Origin of the sequence: Epilithonimonas zeae (assembly GCF_023278365.1) — a bacterium.
Taxonomy (GTDB): Bacteria; Bacteroidota; Bacteroidia; order Flavobacteriales; family Weeksellaceae; genus Epilithonimonas; species Epilithonimonas zeae_A.
Genome location: NZ_CP075338.1, coordinates 3,377,540 through 3,395,522, shown reverse-complemented (window position 1 = coordinate 3,395,522; position 17,983 = coordinate 3,377,540). Strand labels below are relative to the sequence as shown.

Sequence of the window (17,983 nt, the reverse complement as noted above, 5' to 3'; positions counted from 1 at the left end):
TGATAAACTTTATTTCTTGATAATTTTTGTCGTTTCTGTTTTCCCTTCCACAAGTGTTTTCATAAAGTAAATGCCTGAAGATAATTTGCTCAGATTAATGATATTCGTATCATTAACTTTCTGCATCAATTGCCCTGTCACACTGTAAACTGAAATCTGATTTACCTTTCTATCAGATGAAATGGTTAAAACCTCATCAACCGGATTTGGGTAATATTGAATAGCAATTTTATCCACATCGGAAACGCTTAACTGTCCGATATTCAAAGTGTAATCCTCGACTTGTCCGTAATAAGAATCTCCACAAGGTGTTGTATTCGGATTAGAGATTGCTCCATAAAGTCTGACTCTCATTTTGGTTCTTCCAGCCGATGCAGATGCAGGAATCGTAATAACACCAGTCCAGGGCGATGTTTTGTAACTGGAAGTCAGAACTTTCTCTCCAGCATCATCAAAATCGCCATCCTGATTAAGATCTATCCAAACAAGAACCTGATCATAATCCGAGGAACCGGTAGATGAAGACGCCGTAAAACTATAACTTTTGCCTGGCGTTACATTTCCAACAACGTTCGAGAAATCTTCGTAACCCGCATTGGATGTAGAACTGTTGTTGATATCTGCAAAATTCACATTAGAAATCTTCTCAGAAAAAAGATACGTTGAAGCTGCAGCACAATAATCATAGGCGCTGGTAAAGAATGTTTTTTGAGCAAATTCTCCCGTTGTTCTATTACAAACTGCTGCTACATTCACATCATAAGATTTATTGATTTCTAATTGAGATAGGTCGTAATGATTGGTATTAATATTATTAACAACTGTCCAATTATTTTCTGAAGTTTTTTTGTATCTTAAAGTGTAAGATGCTCCTGCAACCAAATCCCAATCAATAGTTGCCGTAGTTTGTGTAACATTTACAGCTAATAAATTAGTCGGTGCAGAGCCATCACAAGCAGCCACATGAGACACAGGCACTTTCCCTAAAGCATAAAATACATTATCAACAGCAGAAACTCTCACGACAATTTGCGAATTCGAAGTGACAGCTGAGAAATCAAATAATTCGGATCCGTCGTTTGGTGTCGAATTAGTCAAAACATTCCAGGTTAAACCCTGATCTGTTGAATAATCAATCTTAACATTCGAAACATCGTAAGGTGCAACATTCGTATTGACAACATCCCACGTCACGGAGCTTGCGACATTGTTGTAAACTTTTGAAGTTGTCATTTTGAAAGGTCCATCATCTCCAACTATAATTGTTTGAGAACCAAATGCTGTTTGTTGCTGCGTGACATCAGGATTGTTATCTCTGACCAATACACGGAAATCCATCGTTCTTTCAACATCGGAAACCGATTCCCAGTCCGCAGCATTGGATAAGCTACCACCGATTACTGTATTTAATTTTGGGAAAAATCTGTATGGCAAATTAGAAGCAGGTAAAGATCTGAACTTTGCACCTGTTGTGTTATTTCCGATAACAGTCGTGACCGGAGTTTTTGCCAAGTCATATTCTTCCCAACTGTAAGTTAATGGATTATTTTCTGCATCTGTTGCATCGGCTGTCAGCACAAAAGCAGTTCCTTTTGGAATGGTTTTATTTGCCAGCGCAGTAACAACTGGTGGATTATTATCAATTGAATTACTCGTTCCACAAGTTTGAGAATTAATATAAATCTGAACCTGCTCTACACTTCTGGAATGGAAATAAGAATCCGTGTAATTCTGGACATTAGAAGTCCCGCTGCTAATCCCTGCATATCCCATAATAGTTGATCCAGAACCTGGTTCCATGTGTGCAGTCTCATTGGGCATCGACTGAATATTGAAAGAATAAGTATGATCCGCTCCGAATTGATGTCCCATCTCGTGCGCTACCAAATCAATATCAAAGCGTTCACCTTCCGGACCGCCTGATCTTGGGGTACTGAAAGCGGCACCTTTGGATTTGGCATCGCTGCTGCTGGATGGATTTCTGCAAACATTACCAACATCGCCGGCATTACCAGAACCTCCTGCTCTCCCAAAAAGATGTCCAATGTCATAAGCATCATTTCCAATAACCGATGTCAAGGTCTGCTGCAATTCCAAATTCCAAGCACCTCCGATTCCAACGTTGGCGCTGGAATAAGGATCGGTAGAAGGATTGGTATAAATCAACTGAGGAAAATCCTGTACGTCCAGATGAATGGCAAAATCTTTCTCAAAGACACCATTGACTCTTGTTACTGTAGCATTAATCGCAGCAAAAGCCTGTGGAACGCCACCGAAATATTGTGTGTACTCTCCTATTACTGAAATTGCCAATCGGTAAGTTCTGTATTTCTTATCGCTTGCTTTACTAAAATCTGTTACCGGATTTGAAAAATCTGAACTTTTTGTTAATTTATTAATTTGATTTTTACTAATTGGCGATTCATTAGTAGAACAAGAAAATGCGAGTTCTCCGTTTTGTTTTTCGGTTTTTGGGAAAACACCATAAACTGTTTTTTCTGCATTCAATGGTTCAATGAATTCATATTTTCCATCTCTGAACATCATCGATTGTAAATCATAAGGCGACACGCTGAATCTTACCCAGACGGTAGGATCGCCTACTTTGGCACCCACATATGACCCCAGTTGATAACGATCTGCCAGAGATTTTTCTACAACGGGTGAGCTGTAAACTTCAAATTGCTCAATCTTTCCGCTTAATGTTGGTAGATCAATTATTATCGGTTTGTTATTTTTTCCTGTTGGTTGTGCTGAGGTCAGCTTTAGCCTGATAGAATTAAGATCAAGAGAATAAAAATTGGTAGCTTTCGTTTCTTTTGATTTTGTTCTACTCATTGTAGTTGGACTCCATTGGGCAAAACACCAGATCATCCCGCTACAAATAGAAACAACAGTGAATATTTTCTTCATAAATATATTTAATGAAATTATTATGAATAACTAATAAGAAAACGAGGCCTTTCCCGATAAGATCAACCTCGTATTGAATTAATAATTATGATGAATTAGATTTACTTTTTAATCACTTTTGTCATTTCAGTTTTACCTTCTACAACTGTTTTCACAAAGTAAACTCCGGAAGATAATTTAGTAAGATTAATGACATTAGAATTATTGATTTCCTGAATCAATTGTCCGCTAACATTGTAAACCGAGATTTGATTCACCTTTTTGTCTGATGAAACGGTCAGAACATCATTCACAGGATTAGGATAAACCTGAATTTTCGATTTGTTAGCCACATCATTCACCGCCATTGTCTCGATTGAAAATTCATCCGCTCCAATATCTGGCGTTGTTATGCTTCTTGCAGCTCCGTCAAAATCAGTTGTCACATCTTCCAGAACAACCCCTTTGTTATCGATTGGAGAATTCTCTGTATTAAGCGCAATGTGAAGATCTGAATCAGAAACGAATTTTGGAAGAGCTTTGATAGAATTATCATTTCCTCCTAAGATACCTTTCATACCAGCAATATCCGTATAAGCAGGCGGTCCGCCCGGTGTTTGACCTAATGCCGGACCAGAACTGTAGGCAATATTATTATCGATATTAGAATAAATCGAAGCGACAGGTGGTGTTGACATTGCAAAAGCAGGAATTGTAGTATCGGCCAGATTAACAGCGAAAATATTATTTCTAAGATCAATTGCACCAGCGCCAGAAACGCCAGAAGTCATACTGAAAGCGATCGGGACACCTTTATTAGTTCCGTCATTCTGAGTTTCGGTCAAGTAAACAGAATTATTATAAACTTTGTAGCCGGTTCCTGCATTAATTAAGATGCCTCCAGTATAATTTGCTGATGAAGTATTAGCCGCAAAACTAGAGATTTTTGAAATGAAATTGTTGCTTACTAATGTGTTTGATGCGGTTCCTGCAGACAAGATAATTGCCTCTGCTCCATAACCTACCGTAGTTGCCGTTCTTAAACCTGTCAGATTTTTGATTTCATTTTGACTTATAACCGTACCAACCGTGGAACCTCCCAAGCTAATTCCCACAACAGAACTGTTGAATCCATTACTGGACAAATTGGAAATTTTGTTTCTGAGAATCTTATTAGATGAAGGTGCATTTCCAGCTCCTGCATTGTTAAAAATTTGGATTCCTGTTGCACTTCCTCCTCCTGCATTATTTACAGTGATGTTATCTATGATATTATCAGAAACGGTGGAGTTCATTGTAGAAACAGCCAACCAAATTCCTCTTTTTCCTTCGTTGGATGTATTTTCGAAGTTTCCGATTTTATTCTCAGAAACAACCACACCATCTGTACCACCGAGATAAATTCCCATATATCGATTACAATTCTCTCCGCTTGTGGAAAGATCATTTTTTGTAATCACAGAGCCAGAGCCATTTCCAACCGCAGAAACTGCAATCATATAAATCCCTTGATAAGATTTTTGAATGGAATTGTTTTCTAATCTGATATTATTGAAATAGCCCGCAGTTTGAGCGCCAGCCGCATTACTTACAATGATTCCGCTTCCCGTATTTTTTGCACCGTTAATGATTGTGGTATTTTTTATAGTAACATTACTCAATGGATTAGCGGCATCAGAAGATCCCATTCCAATTACAACAGATCCCGTTGCAAAGCCATTAATGATACTAAGATCTCTGGAATTTGAACCATTATTGCTTCCATCAATTGTCACATTACTTCCCAAGATTCTCAGAACCGGACCAGCCGTTGTTGAGTTGGTAATTGTAGCAGTAGTTCCAGTCGCAGGTTTCAATGAAACCGAAGTGAAGTTTGAAGTTGTTCCTGTGCTTCTGTTCAAAACCGCTGTTGCAGTTTCGGAAGTGTTTGCTGTAAGCGTGATATTGATTGCACCTTGATGTGTTCCGGCATTGATAGCATCAAAAGCACCTTTCACTGTGGTATAAGTAGCAGTTTCAGTTCCGGAAGAGGCAACCACGTCTACTTGTGCCATTGCTACAGTTCCTATGAAACTGGATAAAAAAAGTATAGTTTTTTTCATATAGATTTCTTGAATTTCGGTTAAATTTTGGCAAAAAAATCCCAGCTATCAATAAAAGATAGTTTTACAATAGCCGAGAAGATTTTAGTTTATTTGAAAGAAATTTGATTATTTCTTGATGACTTTAGAAGTCTCTGTTTTCCCTTCAACATCAGTTTTAACAACATAAACGCCAGCAGATAGATTGTTCATATTAACCGTGTTGGCGTTCTGAACTGTTTTTACCAATTGTCCAGCAGTATTGTAAACTGAAATCGAATTCACTTTTTTGTTTGAAGAAACTGTCAATACATCTTTAACCGGATTTGGATACAACTGAACTTTGTTCAAAGAAGTTTCCCCAGTTGCTAATGCTTCCGTAACTTTTAATGTATAATCCTCAACTTGTCCATTATTATAGTTGCCACAAGCGCCGGTTGGCCAGAACATTGCAAAAGTCGAAGGTGAATTAACTTTTAGAAGTCTCAACCTTGTATTTCCAACTACTGCATCCTCAGGAACTTTAATTATCAATTCAGCGAATTGATCATCCATCCCTGTACTTCCTTTCACAAAACCGATTCTGTAGATTTCGTTTGCATTATCAAGTGTTCCATTCTGATTCCAATCGATAAAGGCAGTAAAAGTGCTCACTTTCCAAGATCCAGTAGTATTTCCCTGCACTGTGATTTTATATTCTTTACCTCTTTCAAGATTTCCAACTTTAGAAAGGAAATTTTCGTAAGAACTGCTGGCATTAGGATCAGAAGCGTTAGAAATATCTGCAAAAGTTACAGACGTAATTGGCTCAGATGTAGTTGCTGAAACTGAACAATAAGACGAATTATTTGGGTTGTTTGGCAATACTCTTATTTTTGTACTTCCTTTCAAGCCTTCTCCAGACCAATCGTTATAGCTCAATACCCAGTTACCTTCTACAGGCTGAAGCGGAACCATTCCTGCAGGCGCAAAAAGTCTGGAATTGGAATTGAAATCAATACTCAATTCTCCATTTTCATCTGCATACATTTCTTCATCTTTATTCAGTTCCCAGCCATTAGATGCAGGATCACCAACATTAATTTTAACCTGACCATAAGGAACCAAATTTTTCACTTTAATCTTAGTTCCCGAAACAAAATCTCCCATTTTGAATTCTCCAGGAGCAGCTTCACCAGTAATCACCTGTTTAGGATCTTTGATAACCGTATAATTTCCGGAAGCCGTTTTTCCGGAAGCATCTTCAACATTAAGAGTATAATATCCTAATGGCGAAACATTGGTCCAACCATTGAACTGGAACGTCACATTTCCACTCGCGTCTGTTGTAGAAGATAAACTTCTTAAACCACCTTGCGGATCAACCGATGTAAATTTGATTGCAGAATTGGCTGCAAAACCACTTCCGGTCACCTGGATACCGTAAGCCCAATACCAATATTCATATATACTATTTGCTGCAGCAGGATTACCTGGCACTTCTGTATTAATTGATATCGTTTGTGCAGATAACATTCCCGATAAAAATAAAGAAGCAAAAAAAGCGTTTTTCAATTTCATATCATTCAAATTTAAATTATGGATCAAATGTAGTTGTGAAATTGAACAAAAGAAAATGTTTACTGTTTAGAATCGTAGAATTTACAAGAATTACGACAATATTTTAGAAACACAAAGCATTGAAAAACAAACAATTAAAACAAAGAAGCAATTAAAATCAATTATTTACCGATTTCAGTTGATTTATTCTTTTTTTGATGTAAAATAAACTTCCTAATACAATTAAAAATATCAAAATAATAAATATACCGAATAATCTTTGATTATTTTCTAATTCCAAATCCCGAGATTCTATATTTTTATTTAACAGATCTGAGAAAGATTTTTTTTCTATCTCATCATTTTGAAGCAGATGATTTTCTAGTTTCTGGCTGTAATAGAAATATTTCTCCTTATCATTTTGCCCGAGATAATTTTGACTCAATGCATCATAAACTTCTGTCAACATTCCTATGTTAGAAGTATTCCTTATTTGTTTTTCAGCTTCTAACAAAATTTTATTAGCTTTCTCAAATTGCTTTTTACTTTCGTAAACAGCAGCGAGCCCAATCTTAGCATATGGATAAAGTTCTGAAATTTTGTGAAATTCAGTTTCTTTAACTACTTCCAAATAAATACTTTCCGCCTCGTCAGCCCTTCCAATATCGATTAGAGAATAGCCTTTTTGCATTTTAGTGATATTGACATTCAGCAAAGTGCTTTTATCTTTGCTCTTCTTATATTCGTTAATCGCTTTATCAAAATACCGAATTGCAAACTCAGAATCCAGATTATCTTTGTAAATCAATGCTTTAACAAAATAGATATTCGCTGTAACCTGCTGTAAAGAGTCATCATTGAGGTAATCGATAATCGTTTCCGCTTTGTTGAGGTAATTAATCGCTTTTTTGTTGAGCTTAAGGATATAATACTGATTTCCAATGAATCCCAGCGCATTAATCATCATCAAAGAATCCTTTCCTTTTTGTGAATTATTGAGAGATTCGAAGCCACATTTGAGCGCATCCGAGGAAAGGTGTTTTACCGAATAAGCACTTCCTTTTGCGAGTAAGAATTTACTTTTTAGTCTTCCACCATCTATTTTGGGCTCCAATTTTTTCAATGTAGTCAATGCAGAATCAGGATTTACAAAAGCCATTCTGTCTGCTGATGTTATTTGCTCTTCCAGCTTCACATTATTTTCCGATTGTCCAAAAACAGCCTGAGAACTCATCAAAAAGAAAATAAATAATAAAGTTTTCATAATTATTTATTTTTCAGTTGGTCGATGAATTGCGACGGACTCGTTCCTGTCACATTTTTGAAAATTGTAGTAAAAGTAGTTCTGGATGCGAAACCAGCTTCTTCCGCCAAATAGCTTGTTTTATATTGCAGATATTCCGGATTATTTTCCAACTTATCAACTATATATTTAACTCTCAGTTCATTAAGATAATTATTGAAATTTTTCTGTTTATGTTTATTGATGATTTCCGAAAGATATTTTGAGTTCGTATCCAAGCGTTTTGCCAAAACTGCCAAAGACAATTGTGGATTGGTCACTTCCTTGGATTTTTCGAAAATATCCAATTTGGAAAGAATCAGATTTTCGGTTTTTTCCGGAATTACGAATACGTTACTTGCCTGAAAATCTTTCAATTGATCACTCAACTTCTGTTCATATTCATCAGAAATATTTCGTTTTTCTATTTCAGAATTAACCATTTTAATTCTATTTTTTAACACTAAAAAGTAAATTAGATAGCCTATAACCGATAAAAATCCGATGACAAATAAGGCAAATAGAATTTTGTTTTGAAAATCTTTTTCCGAGAGATTAATTTGTTTTTCCTTTTGGTCGATAAGGTTGATGATATTGACGCGTGCATTCTGTAAATCAGAAATTGAAAGCTTCAACAGCCTGATAAATTCTTTTTTTACCCGGAAACAGTCTTCTGCATTTCCTGCGTTACAAACTTCCTGAGACCAATATTTGTACAAATCTTTGTAGAAAACATCTCCATATTGGGGATTTTGTTTTTTGAGCGCCAGCAAATCTGATTCCTGAAAATCTTTAGTTTTAATTTTTGATTTCAGGAGATTAATATCAGATAAAAATTTGAAATAAGAATTATCTTTAAAATCAATTTTACTCGGCTGATTTTTTATTTCTGACTGAATCTGATTAAGCTGCATCGCAAAAGTAGGATACAAATCAGATTGTAGATTTTGATTTTTCTGAATCAAAGCCAGAGCTTCTTTATATTTTTTCCCTGCAACCAGAGTCCGGATCTCCAACTCAGCTTTCCAAAGTTCCACTACTTTTTTCTCCTCATCTTTCAATGATTTTGACAAATCATCAAGCTCCAAAATAGAATGAGAAACAGATTTCTGAAACCCTATTATCTGATAAATTTTGGCAATAAGATACTCGTTTTTAGCTTTGAAAAAATCGCTATTGACATTGAGAGAAAGCCTGTCGGCAGCAATCAATTTTACGACAGCATCATTATATCTTTCAAGATTAATGTAAATCTCTGCCTGTAAAAGACAAGCATTATAAACATCATCTACACTTCCAAAACTTTGATTGGCAACAATATAGTGTGCCGTTTTCAATGCTTTTTCAGGGTCAGAATACATTAATGCTTCTACATCTTTGGTCAGGTTCTGCGCATCAGTAATCTGCGAGTTAGCAGTGACTGCCAACATCAAAAAAACCAACAAAGAAAAGACCTTTTTCCACATATTCTGCTTAATCCCAAAACCAAACAATAAAGATAAAAAAATCTAAGCTCAAATCAATTTTTAATTTAAAATAAGAAACAAACCGGACTAATTCTCTAATACTTTTCCGATAATCTTTTTTCTATGCTCAACTCCCCATTCTGCAAGATTCTCAATGATTTTTTTCAACGTTCTTCCATAGTCTGTCAAGGCGTATTCTACACTTATCGGTTGCGTATTGAGAACTGTTCTCGTCACCAATTGATTGATTTCTAAATCCTTCAGTTCACTGCTTAGCATTTTTGCGGAAACACCTACAATCTCCTTTTGCAAATCCGAGAAGCGCATTTTATCATAACAAAGCGCCGCAATGATTTGGACTTTCCATCTTCCTTTCAAAATATCCATCGTGTCCTGAACGGCGAGAAGATTGGTTTTACAACATTTAATTTTCATATTGAGTTTATTTAAGAATTCACAATATTAATTTATTATTAACATTATTTCGTAACTATTTAATTATCAAATACGTTACTTTTTAGTAATGGTAACTTTTTGTAACTTGATTACAAAAATAAACTTTTCTTCTTTAACTTTGCTACTTCAAATCAAAAATCATCTAAAAATGAGTTTATTAGAAGACTTAAATTGGCGTTACGCAACCAAAAAAATGAACGGACAAGCCGTTCCTCAAGATAAAGTAGACTACATTGTAGAAGCTGCAAGATTAGCGCCTTCTTCATCTGGTTTACAACCTTACAGATTATTTGTCATCTCGAACAAAGAATTATTAGAAAAAATCCAACCGATTGCTTTTGACCAGGCTCAGATTACGGACGGTTCTCATCTTTTGGTTTGGGCTGCTTGGGACGGCTATTCTCACAACAGCATCTCCGAAGTTTTCGAAAAAACAACATCTGAAAGAGGAATTCCAAAAGAAACGATGGACGATTACAAAACCAGACTTTGGGGAATGTACGAACCACTTGGAAACGAATGGCACGCTACACATGCAGCAAAACAAGCCTATATCTCTTTTGGATTGGCTATTGCTGCAGCTGCTGAGCAAAAAGTAGATGCAACGCCGATGGAAGGATTTAACAATCAAGCTCTGGATGAATTATTAGGATTCGCTGACAAAGGATTGAAAAGTGTTGTGATTCTGCCTTTGGGCTACAGAGAAGAAAGCGGAGATTGGCTTTTGAATCTTAAAAAATACAGAACACCAAAAGACGAGTTCGTTACTGAAATCAAATAAAAATTATTTCTATCGCTGATTAGACAGATTGCGCTGATTGTAAAAAATCGGCTTAATCCAAATCTGCGAGAAAAATTAATAAAAAAGCGTCCCGAAATTATCGTGACGCTTTTTTGTGTATTACCTTTTATTTAAAAGTTTATTTTCTAATTAATATCCCAAAAGTTTCAAGACATCTTCCGGTTTTTGTTCTTCTCGGAATAGTTCGTAAGTGAAGTTTCCGTCTTCATCCTTATCAATCAGAATATGTTTTGGCTGAGGCATCAGACAGTGATGAACACCGCCATAACCACCAATAGTTTCCTGATAAGCGCCTGTGTGGAAAAAACCAATGTACAAAGGTTTTGTTTCATTGAAAACAGGAAGATAGATCGCATTCGTGTGTTGTTCAGAATTATAGTAATCATCTGAATCACAAGTCAGCCCACCAAGAAAAACTCTCTCATAAGAATCATCCCAACGGTTCAATGGCAACATAATAAAGTGACGGGAAATCGCCCAAGTATCAGGCAAAGTTGTCATAAAAGATGAGTCAATCATATTCCATTTTTCTCTGTCGTTCTGACGTTTCTGAGAAATAATTTTATAAAGATGACCACCACTTTCCCCAACTGTAAAGCTTCCAAATTCTGTATAGATATTAGGTTCTTCAACACCTTCTTCTTCGCAGAATTTTTTGATTTGGGATACAATTTCGTTCACCATATAAGCATAATCGTAATCAAAATTCAAGGATGTTTTAATTGGGAAACCACCACCGATATTCAACGAGTCAACTTCCGGCGCAATCTTTTTCAATCTAGCATAGACGCGAAGACATTTGTACAATTCGTTCCAATAATAAGCCGTGTCTTTGATTCCGGTATTGATGAAAAAGTGAAGCATTTTCAGCCTAGCATTCGGATGTTCAGCAATTTTTTGACTGTAATAAGGAATGATATCCTTGTAGCCGATTCCTAATCTCGAGGTATAAAATTCGAACTTCGGTTCTTCCTCAGAAGCAATTCTGATTCCGATGTCAAAAGTTCTATCAATGCTTTCCGTTAGCTTATCCAACTCTCTGTAGTTATCAAGAATCGGTGTAATATTTTCGAAACCATTATTAATTAGCTCCGAAATTTTTGCTAAATAATCATCAGTTTTGAAACCGTTACAAATTACTTCAATATCTTTAGCCACTTTTCCTTTGTCGTAAAGCGATTTCACGATATCCATATCGTAAGCAGAAGATGTCTCCAGACTGATATCATTTTTCAACGCTTCCTCTACAACAAACGCAAAATGACTGGACTTTGTGCAGTAGCAATATCTGTAATTTTTCTGATAATCGTTCTTTTCAAAAGCTTCTTTGAACCAGAATTTTGCCCTTTCTATATTCTGAGATATTTTTGGTAAATAATTGAACTTCAAAGGAGTCCCGAATTTTTCCACAACTTCCATCAGATTGATGTCGTGGAACTTCAGATTATTTTCTTCTACACTGAATTCCTCAGTCGGAAAATAAAGCGTTTGGTCAATTAGTTCAGAATATTTTATTTTCATTTCTGGCTAAAAAAATTTAATTGTTTTACGATGCAAAATTGCATAAAAATAATGGATTCTGAAAGCTGAATTATTCCCAATACACAATATTAATTTTGTGTTTTTCATAAGTTAAAGAACAAGAATCTTTTGTTCTGTAAGCTATCAGGTTTCCAGTAGAATCAAATTGCAAATCCGAGAATTCAATTTCACAATTTTCCACAGTTTTCGCATTCGGATAAGATTTTGAAGATAAAATTTTCTTCACAACCGACGCTTGCCGAACGACTTTCAAATGTTCTTGTTTAGACAATTTTGACTCTGTATAAGTTTCAATTGTAGCTTCTTGTATTTCAGATTTTGTATCAAGGACAAATTTCTGCTTGGTTGTATTTTTAAATATATCAAAACTCGTTATCTGATACGAATTATCATTCCAACTAATTTCTCCTTTCTGTAAAAAATTGCCGTTCCAAAGATTCTGTACAAAAGCTTTGATTTTTCCGTTATCAAATTCTAGTGTAAATGGACAATCTCCAGCATTCTGAATTTCCAAAATAGCTTCCAAATGTCCTTCTTTATCAAAACTATACTGATATTCTTTTACAATTTCCCCGTCATAAGGCTCAGCAAAATCACTTTTTCCGGCATCAAAATAAATGATGTAATGTGCACTTTTCACCTTTCCTTTGAATTGAGGATTCAGATAATCAATGACTTGAGAATTACTCAGCAAGGTCATTAAAAGAAGTAAAAAACACAAAAATTTACTCATACTATTTCTGGATAAAAATCAGCAAATCGCCTTCTTTATATTGGATTGAAACTTCCTGGCTATCTGCAACATTTCTCGTGCCGATTCTTTCTCCGAGTATTAAATCTTCCTGATACAAAGGCCATTTCAAACCAACTGTTTCGATGCTTTTTGCAATAGGGAAAGGCATTAACGAAATCATTTTATCCTTCACACCAGAAATTGAAAAATCTTTAGGAATAAAATAATAGGACGAATATTCATCAAAAAACCTAAGGTTCAACTTATCTTTAAAAGCAAAAGCAACACTTAGATTCCCCAGAAAGTGGTCTTGTTCTCCTCCACTACCGCCATAAACATCAATATTTTCAAAACCTTTTTCTATAATGATTTCCAAAGCTTTATGAAAATCTGTTTTGTTCTGGTCAGGCGTTTCTATAATTTCAAATTGATGATTCTCAGACTGTTTAATAATCTCTTCTTCAATTGTATGAGAATCGAAATCACCGGAAATAAAGCTAAGTTTGTCTAAAGGAAATTTCAATTGTTTCAAATAATGAAATGCACCATCTGTGCAAGCAATCAAATCATAACCTGACAAATTGGGAATGGATTTCGGAGAATCTCCGTTGATGAAAAGAAGGGCTTTATTTCTCATTATCTTTTTTATGTTTCCATTTCAAGAAAAAGCCTTTTCCAGTTTCATCTGTAGGTTTTGCAACTGTACAAGAGGATAAAAAAACTGCACCAATTAAGATTATACTTAATTTTCTCATCATCTTAACTTCTATCATTAGGATTCCAATATTCTTCCGATTCATTATTTAACTTCGAAACATATCTTGCCAAAACAAAAAGATAATCTGACAAACGGTTCAGATATTTGATTAATTCCGCACGTATTTCTTCGGATTGATTAAGGAAAACCAAACTTCTTTCCGCACGTCTGCAAACCGTTCTCGCCACATGAAGAAAAGTCGCCGCTGTTCCGCCTCCAGGTAAAATGAAATATTGCAAAGGTTCTAATTTTGTTTCCATTTCGTCCATCCAAATTTCCAATTCTTCGATCTCTTTGTCAGAAATCACCAATGGTAACCTTGCTTTTCCATTAGCCAAAAACAATTTATCAATCGGTGTCGAAGCTTCGGAACCAACTGTAAACAAATCAAACTGGATTTTTTTGAGTTGATTAATGACACCTTCATCGTCGATATGAGATTTTGCAACGCCAATGTTCGCATTCAGTTCATCAATATTTCCGTAAGATTCTACTCTTGCACTGGCTTTGGAAATTCTGCTTCCGCCGTAAAGTCCGGTTTCACCTTTATCGCCGGTTTTTGTATATATTTTCATTGTTTCTTTTTACGAAAGTTTAAAATTAACTTTTTTTATTTGAATACAGAGGTCAAACACAATGGCACAAATAATTATTTTAAAGTATTCGAATATTTATCTCCGATTTAATTTTTGTCTTAAAACGCATCAACGACAATAAAGAACTTTGTGCCTTTGTGTTAAACTCTAATAATTCTTAACTTGCTGTTATGAAAAAACCTTTTCAGAAAACAACCAATCTTATTCATATTTTCAATCAGTTAAAAAGCTTCATAAAGCCTTACAAATGGATGGTTTTTGGGACTTTAGCTTTGACTTTTATTGGTGCATTATTTGCACAAGTCAACCCGATTGTTTTGAAGTATACAGTGGATGAGGTAACGAAATTAGTTGGATTGTCAAATCCAATGCAGGAAGGCATTCACGTTTTGATTCTGATTTCAATTATACTTTTAGGAAAAGAACTAGCCAATATTTTCATTCAGTTTGGACAGAAATTTTATGGCGAAAAAATTAGAATTAACGTCAGTTCAGAATTGGCACAAGCGGCGATTGACAAAATCCTGACCTACAGAATTGCTTATTATAATGATGACCGACATGAATCCGGAAAACTCCAAATCCGTATCGACAGAGGAATTGAAAGCTTAACAAAACTCGTTCAGAATTTTTTCATTGATATTTTGCCCTTATTTTCAACTGCCATTATCGCTTTGATTGTGATGTATATGCAGAATCTCTACGTTGGTTTGGTTTCGACTTTTGTGATTCCTATCTATTTTTATGTGACTTCCAGACAAGCTAAAAAACTTGGAAACGTCAGGCGAACTTTGAGAAATCAACGCGAGCAAAAAACGTCGGGACTTTTGAATTTGATTAATTCCATAATGGTTATCAAGAGTTTTGTTCGTGAAAAATTTGAAGGGAGAAAACAGTACAATCTTCAGATGCATTTGATGGAAAGTCAGTTGTACACACGCCGAACGAGTTTTATTTTCGATGGTTTAAAAACTTTTATCGAGCAATTTGGTGTTGTTTTGATTATCCTTTTGACGGTTTATTTGGTTCTCGACCAGCAAATGACGATTGGTGCGATTATGCTTCATATTATGTTGTTCAACAACGTTTCTGCGCCTATTCGTCAGCTTCACAGGATTTATGATGATATGAATGATGCGTTCATCTATGCCGAAGGTTATTTTGAAATCCTAAATGACGACGACGAAACCGAACCAAACGGAACTATCAACAACATCCCAATCCAAGGTAATTTTGAAATCAAAAATGTCGATTTCACTTATCCGAACGGGATGAAAGCTTTGAAAAATATTTCTCTCAAAATCGAAAATGGAAAAACCACAGCTTTGGTTGGATTGAGTGGCGCAGGAAAATCCACGATTATCAATTTGCTTTGTAAATTTTATGAACCTGATTCGGGGGAAATTCTTTTGGATGGCAACAATCTGAATGATTTTGATAATGATTATCTGCGTGATGACCTCGGTTTGGTGCTTCAGAAAAATCACATTTTCAAAGGAAGTATTGAGGATAATATTCGTTACGGAAATCTTCACGCCACTTTAGAAGAAATCAAAGAAGCAGCAACAAAAGCTTATCTTCACGAGCAGATTTTGGATTTACCAGACGATTATAATCACGACGCCACACAACTTTCTGGAGGTCAGCAACAGAGAATCGCCATCGCCAGATTATTCCTGAAAAATCCACCAATTATTTTTCTTGATGAACCAACGGCGAGCCTGGATGCGATTGCAACAGAACAAATCAAAAATTCTTTGGATGCAATTAAAAAAGATAGAACTGTGATTATTATTTCGCATTCGTTATCACAAATTTTGGATTCTGATATGATTTATGTGATGAAGAAAGGCGAAGTGGTGGAAAACGGAACACACGAAGAATTGTACGAAAAAGAAGGAACTTATCGAGAAATTTTTGATGCTTCCGCCAGAAGTTTGAATCTTGACAGATTGGTAAAAACTTATAAAGATGAATAATTAAAGTCTCTCTGATTTAGCAAATTGGGCAGATTTTATTTTGTTAAATCTGCAAAATCCAATTAATCTGCGAGAAAATTAACTTCAAAAAATTTTCTAAAATGAGTTTCTATTAATGAGTCATTGAAAACCAAAAAGAATGAACGAAGACCATTACATAAAAAAAATCGACCGAGTCACATCGATTCTGACGCAACTTCAAACTAAATCCGTTGTCCGTGCACAGGATTTGGCGGATAAATTTGATGTGAGTATCAGGACGATTTACAGAGATATCAAGACATTGGAAAATGCAGGAATTCCGGTTTTTGGAGAAGCTGGTTCGGGTTATTCTTTGGTGGATGGCTACAAACTTCCACCCGTGATGTTTACGAAAGAAGAAGTTTTGAGCTTCATCACAGCAGAAAAACTGATGCAGAAATTTTCTCACGAAAGTCTCGATTCTCATTACAATTCTGCGATGGAAAAAGTGAAAGCAGTCATTCGAAATTCAGAGAAAAATATGGTTCAGAATATTGAAAATCAAATAGATATTTATACCCATCGACCAGAAAAACCAGATGCTATCAAGAATATTATTCCTACAATTTTGGAAAGCATCGCCGAAAAAAATCAGTTAAAAATCCACTATCAAAACGTCAAAGATGAAGCTAGCGAAAGAATCATAGAAGCGGTTGGAATTTTCTATGAAGTCAATTATTGGTATGTGATGGCATTTTGTACGATGCGAAAAGACTTCCGGCAATTCCGTGTAGATAGAATTTTAAAAATCGAGAAAACTGAAAATCAATTTTTGCAGAATTATGGGAATATCAATGATTACAGGAAAAAATCAGAAAACAAAAAAGTACAGATCAAACTTTTGGTTGAAAAGAAAATAATGCCTCATCTTGTGAATTCTAAAATTTATTACGGATTGACTGTCGAAGAAGAAACTGAAAACGGAATGCTTCTGACCTTCGAAACCGAATGGATTGATGAGGGTTTTCCTCGTTGGTTGATTACTTTTTTGGATTATGCTCAAATCATAGAACCTGAAAATCTGAAAGTGATTATGACTAATTTGATTGGTAATATTTCTAAGAATCTAACATAAAAATAATTAGACAGTTTTTTGTCATTCCGGAGGAATCCAGACTGTTGAGATTCCTCCGGAATGACAAAGACGACAGTTATACCTTATAAAAAAACCGCTTCAAACGAAACGGTTATTGTCTTTTCTCTTTGTTCTTGATTCTTACATCTTCTTACCTTTCTCTTTCCCAGAAAAACGGCGGTTCAATTCCCAAGGCTCTCAGATAAACGTAACCTTGACCTCGGTGATGAATCTCATTATCAACAAAATAAAGAATATTCTGGTAGATTGGAAATTCGTATTGTCCGAAAAGATTAAACATCTCCTGAAAACGTTCTTCTGAAATCTGAGAAAAATATTCGTTGATTGTTTCCGTTTCTTCGTCCCATTTAACTAGGATTTCGGCTTTGGTACTTGGTTGGAAAGCTTCTTCGTTGAAAGCATCGATAGTTTGACCAACGATACTTTTAAGCGCCGGCCCGCCGATTGCCAATAATTCCAAAGCTAATTTTGCGAAAGGTCTCATTCCGCCAATTGAAAACTCAAATAAATCTTTCTCTGGAAAAGCTTCAATTACCCTTCTAGTAAGATTTCTGTGTCCTTGCCAATGGATTAAAAGTTGTTGTGAGTCCAAGACTTTTGCGTTTGCGTTCATAATAGTTTGTTTTATTTGATACAAATTTATAATGCAGTTGTGACAAGAGTTTGTCAGTAGGATTTTGAATAATTTATTTTTTTCGCAAAGGTGCGTAGGTATTCGATTTGAGCAATAAAAAAGTCGCA

Annotated in this window: 15 protein-coding genes; 3 read left to right on the top strand and 12 right to left on the bottom strand. The window is 35.4% G+C overall.

Features of this window, described 5'->3' with window-relative positions; genetic code table 11:
* Positions 1-9 precede the first annotated feature (9 nt).
* The 6 genes from KI430_RS15505 to KI430_RS15480 all read right to left on the bottom strand — a co-directional run bounded on the left by KI430_RS15505 (position 10) and on the right by KI430_RS15480 (position 9,695).
* The gene (locus tag KI430_RS15505) at positions 10-2,913 is read right to left on the bottom strand and encodes a reprolysin-like metallopeptidase (RefSeq protein WP_248875823.1); all 2,904 of its coding nucleotides are present in this window, start codon (positions 2,911-2,913) and stop codon (positions 10-12) included.
* Between the two features lie 101 nt (positions 2,914-3,014).
* Entirely contained in the window at positions 3,015-4,994 is a 1,980-nt protein-coding gene (locus KI430_RS15500) for a T9SS type A sorting domain-containing protein (protein WP_248875822.1), read from the bottom strand.
* Positions 4,995-5,102: 108 nt separating this feature from the next.
* Positions 5,103-6,533 carry a GEVED domain-containing protein gene (locus tag KI430_RS15495; protein WP_248875821.1) on the bottom strand — a complete coding sequence of 477 codons (1,431 nt, stop codon included), beginning with the start codon at positions 6,531-6,533 and terminating at the stop codon, positions 5,103-5,105.
* Positions 6,534-6,690: 157 nt separating this feature from the next.
* A complete protein-coding gene (locus KI430_RS15490; RefSeq protein WP_248875820.1) occupies positions 6,691-7,776 on the bottom strand; it encodes a tetratricopeptide repeat protein in 1,086 nt (361 codons plus the stop codon).
* Positions 7,777-7,778: 2 nt separating this feature from the next.
* Entirely contained in the window at positions 7,779-9,260 is a 1,482-nt protein-coding gene (locus KI430_RS15485; RefSeq protein ID WP_248875819.1) for a helix-turn-helix domain-containing protein, read from the bottom strand.
* An 87-nt stretch (positions 9,261-9,347) separates the two neighbouring features.
* On the bottom strand, positions 9,348-9,695 hold the full coding sequence (locus KI430_RS15480) for a winged helix-turn-helix transcriptional regulator (RefSeq protein ID WP_248875818.1): 348 nt from the start codon (positions 9,693-9,695) through the stop codon (positions 9,348-9,350).
* A 169-nt stretch (positions 9,696-9,864) separates the two neighbouring features.
* Between KI430_RS15480 and KI430_RS15475 the strand changes: the two genes are divergently transcribed.
* Positions 9,865-10,497, top strand: coding sequence for a nitroreductase family protein (locus tag KI430_RS15475; protein WP_248875817.1), 633 nt, complete (start codon positions 9,865-9,867; stop codon positions 10,495-10,497).
* 150 nt (positions 10,498-10,647) lie between these two features.
* On the opposite strand, the gene KI430_RS15470 is transcribed toward KI430_RS15475, so the two are convergent.
* The 5 genes from KI430_RS15470 to KI430_RS15455 form a co-directional block, all read right to left on the bottom strand.
* Positions 10,648-12,039: an arginine decarboxylase gene (locus KI430_RS15470; RefSeq protein WP_248875816.1), complete on the bottom strand. Its 1,392-nt coding sequence runs from the start codon at positions 12,037-12,039 to the stop codon at positions 10,648-10,650.
* A gap of 70 nt (positions 12,040-12,109) precedes the next feature.
* Positions 12,110-12,760 (bottom strand): hypothetical protein, encoded by a 651-nt coding sequence (locus KI430_RS15465; protein WP_248875815.1) that lies wholly within the window; start codon positions 12,758-12,760, stop codon positions 12,110-12,112.
* A gap of 34 nt (positions 12,761-12,794) precedes the next feature.
* Positions 12,795-13,430 carry a thiamine diphosphokinase gene (locus KI430_RS15460; protein ID WP_248875814.1) on the bottom strand — a complete coding sequence of 212 codons (636 nt, stop codon included), beginning with the start codon at positions 13,428-13,430 and terminating at the stop codon, positions 12,795-12,797.
* Positions 13,420-13,548 carry a hypothetical protein gene (locus tag KI430_RS18060; RefSeq protein ID WP_262494443.1) on the bottom strand — a complete coding sequence of 43 codons (129 nt, stop codon included), beginning with the start codon at positions 13,546-13,548 and terminating at the stop codon, positions 13,420-13,422. Before KI430_RS18060 ends, KI430_RS15460 begins: the two co-directional genes overlap by 11 nt.
* Positions 13,549-13,552: 4 nt before the next feature.
* On the bottom strand, positions 13,553-14,125 hold the full coding sequence (locus tag KI430_RS15455; protein ID WP_248875813.1) for a cob(I)yrinic acid a,c-diamide adenosyltransferase: 573 nt from the start codon (positions 14,123-14,125) through the stop codon (positions 13,553-13,555).
* 272 nt (positions 14,126-14,397) lie between these two features.
* Here KI430_RS15455 and KI430_RS15450 point away from each other — a divergent pair, with 272 nt between their 5' ends.
* Both KI430_RS15450 and KI430_RS15445 read left to right on the top strand, forming a co-directional pair.
* Entirely contained in the window at positions 14,398-16,125 is a 1,728-nt protein-coding gene (locus KI430_RS15450; RefSeq protein WP_248878350.1) for an ABC transporter ATP-binding protein, read from the top strand.
* 139 nt (positions 16,126-16,264) lie between these two features.
* Positions 16,265-17,221 carry a helix-turn-helix transcriptional regulator gene (locus tag KI430_RS15445; RefSeq protein WP_248875812.1) on the top strand — a complete coding sequence of 319 codons (957 nt, stop codon included), beginning with the start codon at positions 16,265-16,267 and terminating at the stop codon, positions 17,219-17,221.
* Positions 17,222-17,372: 151 nt separating this feature from the next.
* On the opposite strand, the gene KI430_RS15440 is transcribed toward KI430_RS15445, so the two are convergent.
* Positions 17,373-17,855, bottom strand: a complete 483-nt coding sequence (locus KI430_RS15440) for a DinB family protein (RefSeq protein WP_248875811.1) — start codon at positions 17,853-17,855, stop codon at positions 17,373-17,375.
* Between the last annotated feature and the right edge of the window lie 128 nt (positions 17,856-17,983).

Bases quoted from the DNA above. Each gene is read 5' to 3' on its own strand.
- KI430_RS15505 (WP_248875823.1), bottom strand. From the start codon at position 2,913: ATGAAGAAAATATTCACTGTTGTTTCTATTTGTAGCGGGATGATCTGG.
- KI430_RS15500 (WP_248875822.1), bottom strand. From the start codon at position 4,994: ATGAAAAAAACTATACTTTTTTTATCCAGTTTCATAGGAACTGTAGCA.
- KI430_RS15495 (WP_248875821.1), bottom strand. From the start codon at position 6,533: ATGAAATTGAAAAACGCTTTTTTTGCTTCTTTATTTTTATCGGGAATG.
- KI430_RS15490 (WP_248875820.1), bottom strand. From the start codon at position 7,776: ATGAAAACTTTATTATTTATTTTCTTTTTGATGAGTTCTCAGGCTGTT.
- KI430_RS15485 (WP_248875819.1), bottom strand. From the start codon at position 9,260: ATGTGGAAAAAGGTCTTTTCTTTGTTGGTTTTTTTGATGTTGGCAGTC.
- KI430_RS15480 (WP_248875818.1), bottom strand. From the start codon at position 9,695: ATGAAAATTAAATGTTGTAAAACCAATCTTCTCGCCGTTCAGGACACG.
- KI430_RS15475 (WP_248875817.1), top strand. From the start codon at position 9,865: ATGAGTTTATTAGAAGACTTAAATTGGCGTTACGCAACCAAAAAAATG.
- KI430_RS15470 (WP_248875816.1), bottom strand. From the start codon at position 12,039: ATGAAAATAAAATATTCTGAACTAATTGACCAAACGCTTTATTTTCCG.
- KI430_RS15465 (WP_248875815.1), bottom strand. From the start codon at position 12,760: ATGACCTTGCTGAGTAATTCTCAAGTCATTGATTATCTGAATCCTCAA.
- KI430_RS15460 (WP_248875814.1), bottom strand. From the start codon at position 13,430: ATGAGAAATAAAGCCCTTCTTTTCATCAACGGAGATTCTCCGAAATCC.
- KI430_RS18060 (WP_262494443.1), bottom strand. From the start codon at position 13,548: ATGAGAAAATTAAGTATAATCTTAATTGGTGCAGTTTTTTTATCCTCT.
- KI430_RS15455 (WP_248875813.1), bottom strand. From the start codon at position 14,125: ATGAAAATATATACAAAAACCGGCGATAAAGGTGAAACCGGACTTTAC.
- KI430_RS15450 (WP_248878350.1), top strand. From the start codon at position 14,398: ATGGTTTTTGGGACTTTAGCTTTGACTTTTATTGGTGCATTATTTGCA.
- KI430_RS15445 (WP_248875812.1), top strand. From the start codon at position 16,265: ATGAACGAAGACCATTACATAAAAAAAATCGACCGAGTCACATCGATT.
- KI430_RS15440 (WP_248875811.1), bottom strand. From the start codon at position 17,855: ATGAACGCAAACGCAAAAGTCTTGGACTCACAACAACTTTTAATCCAT.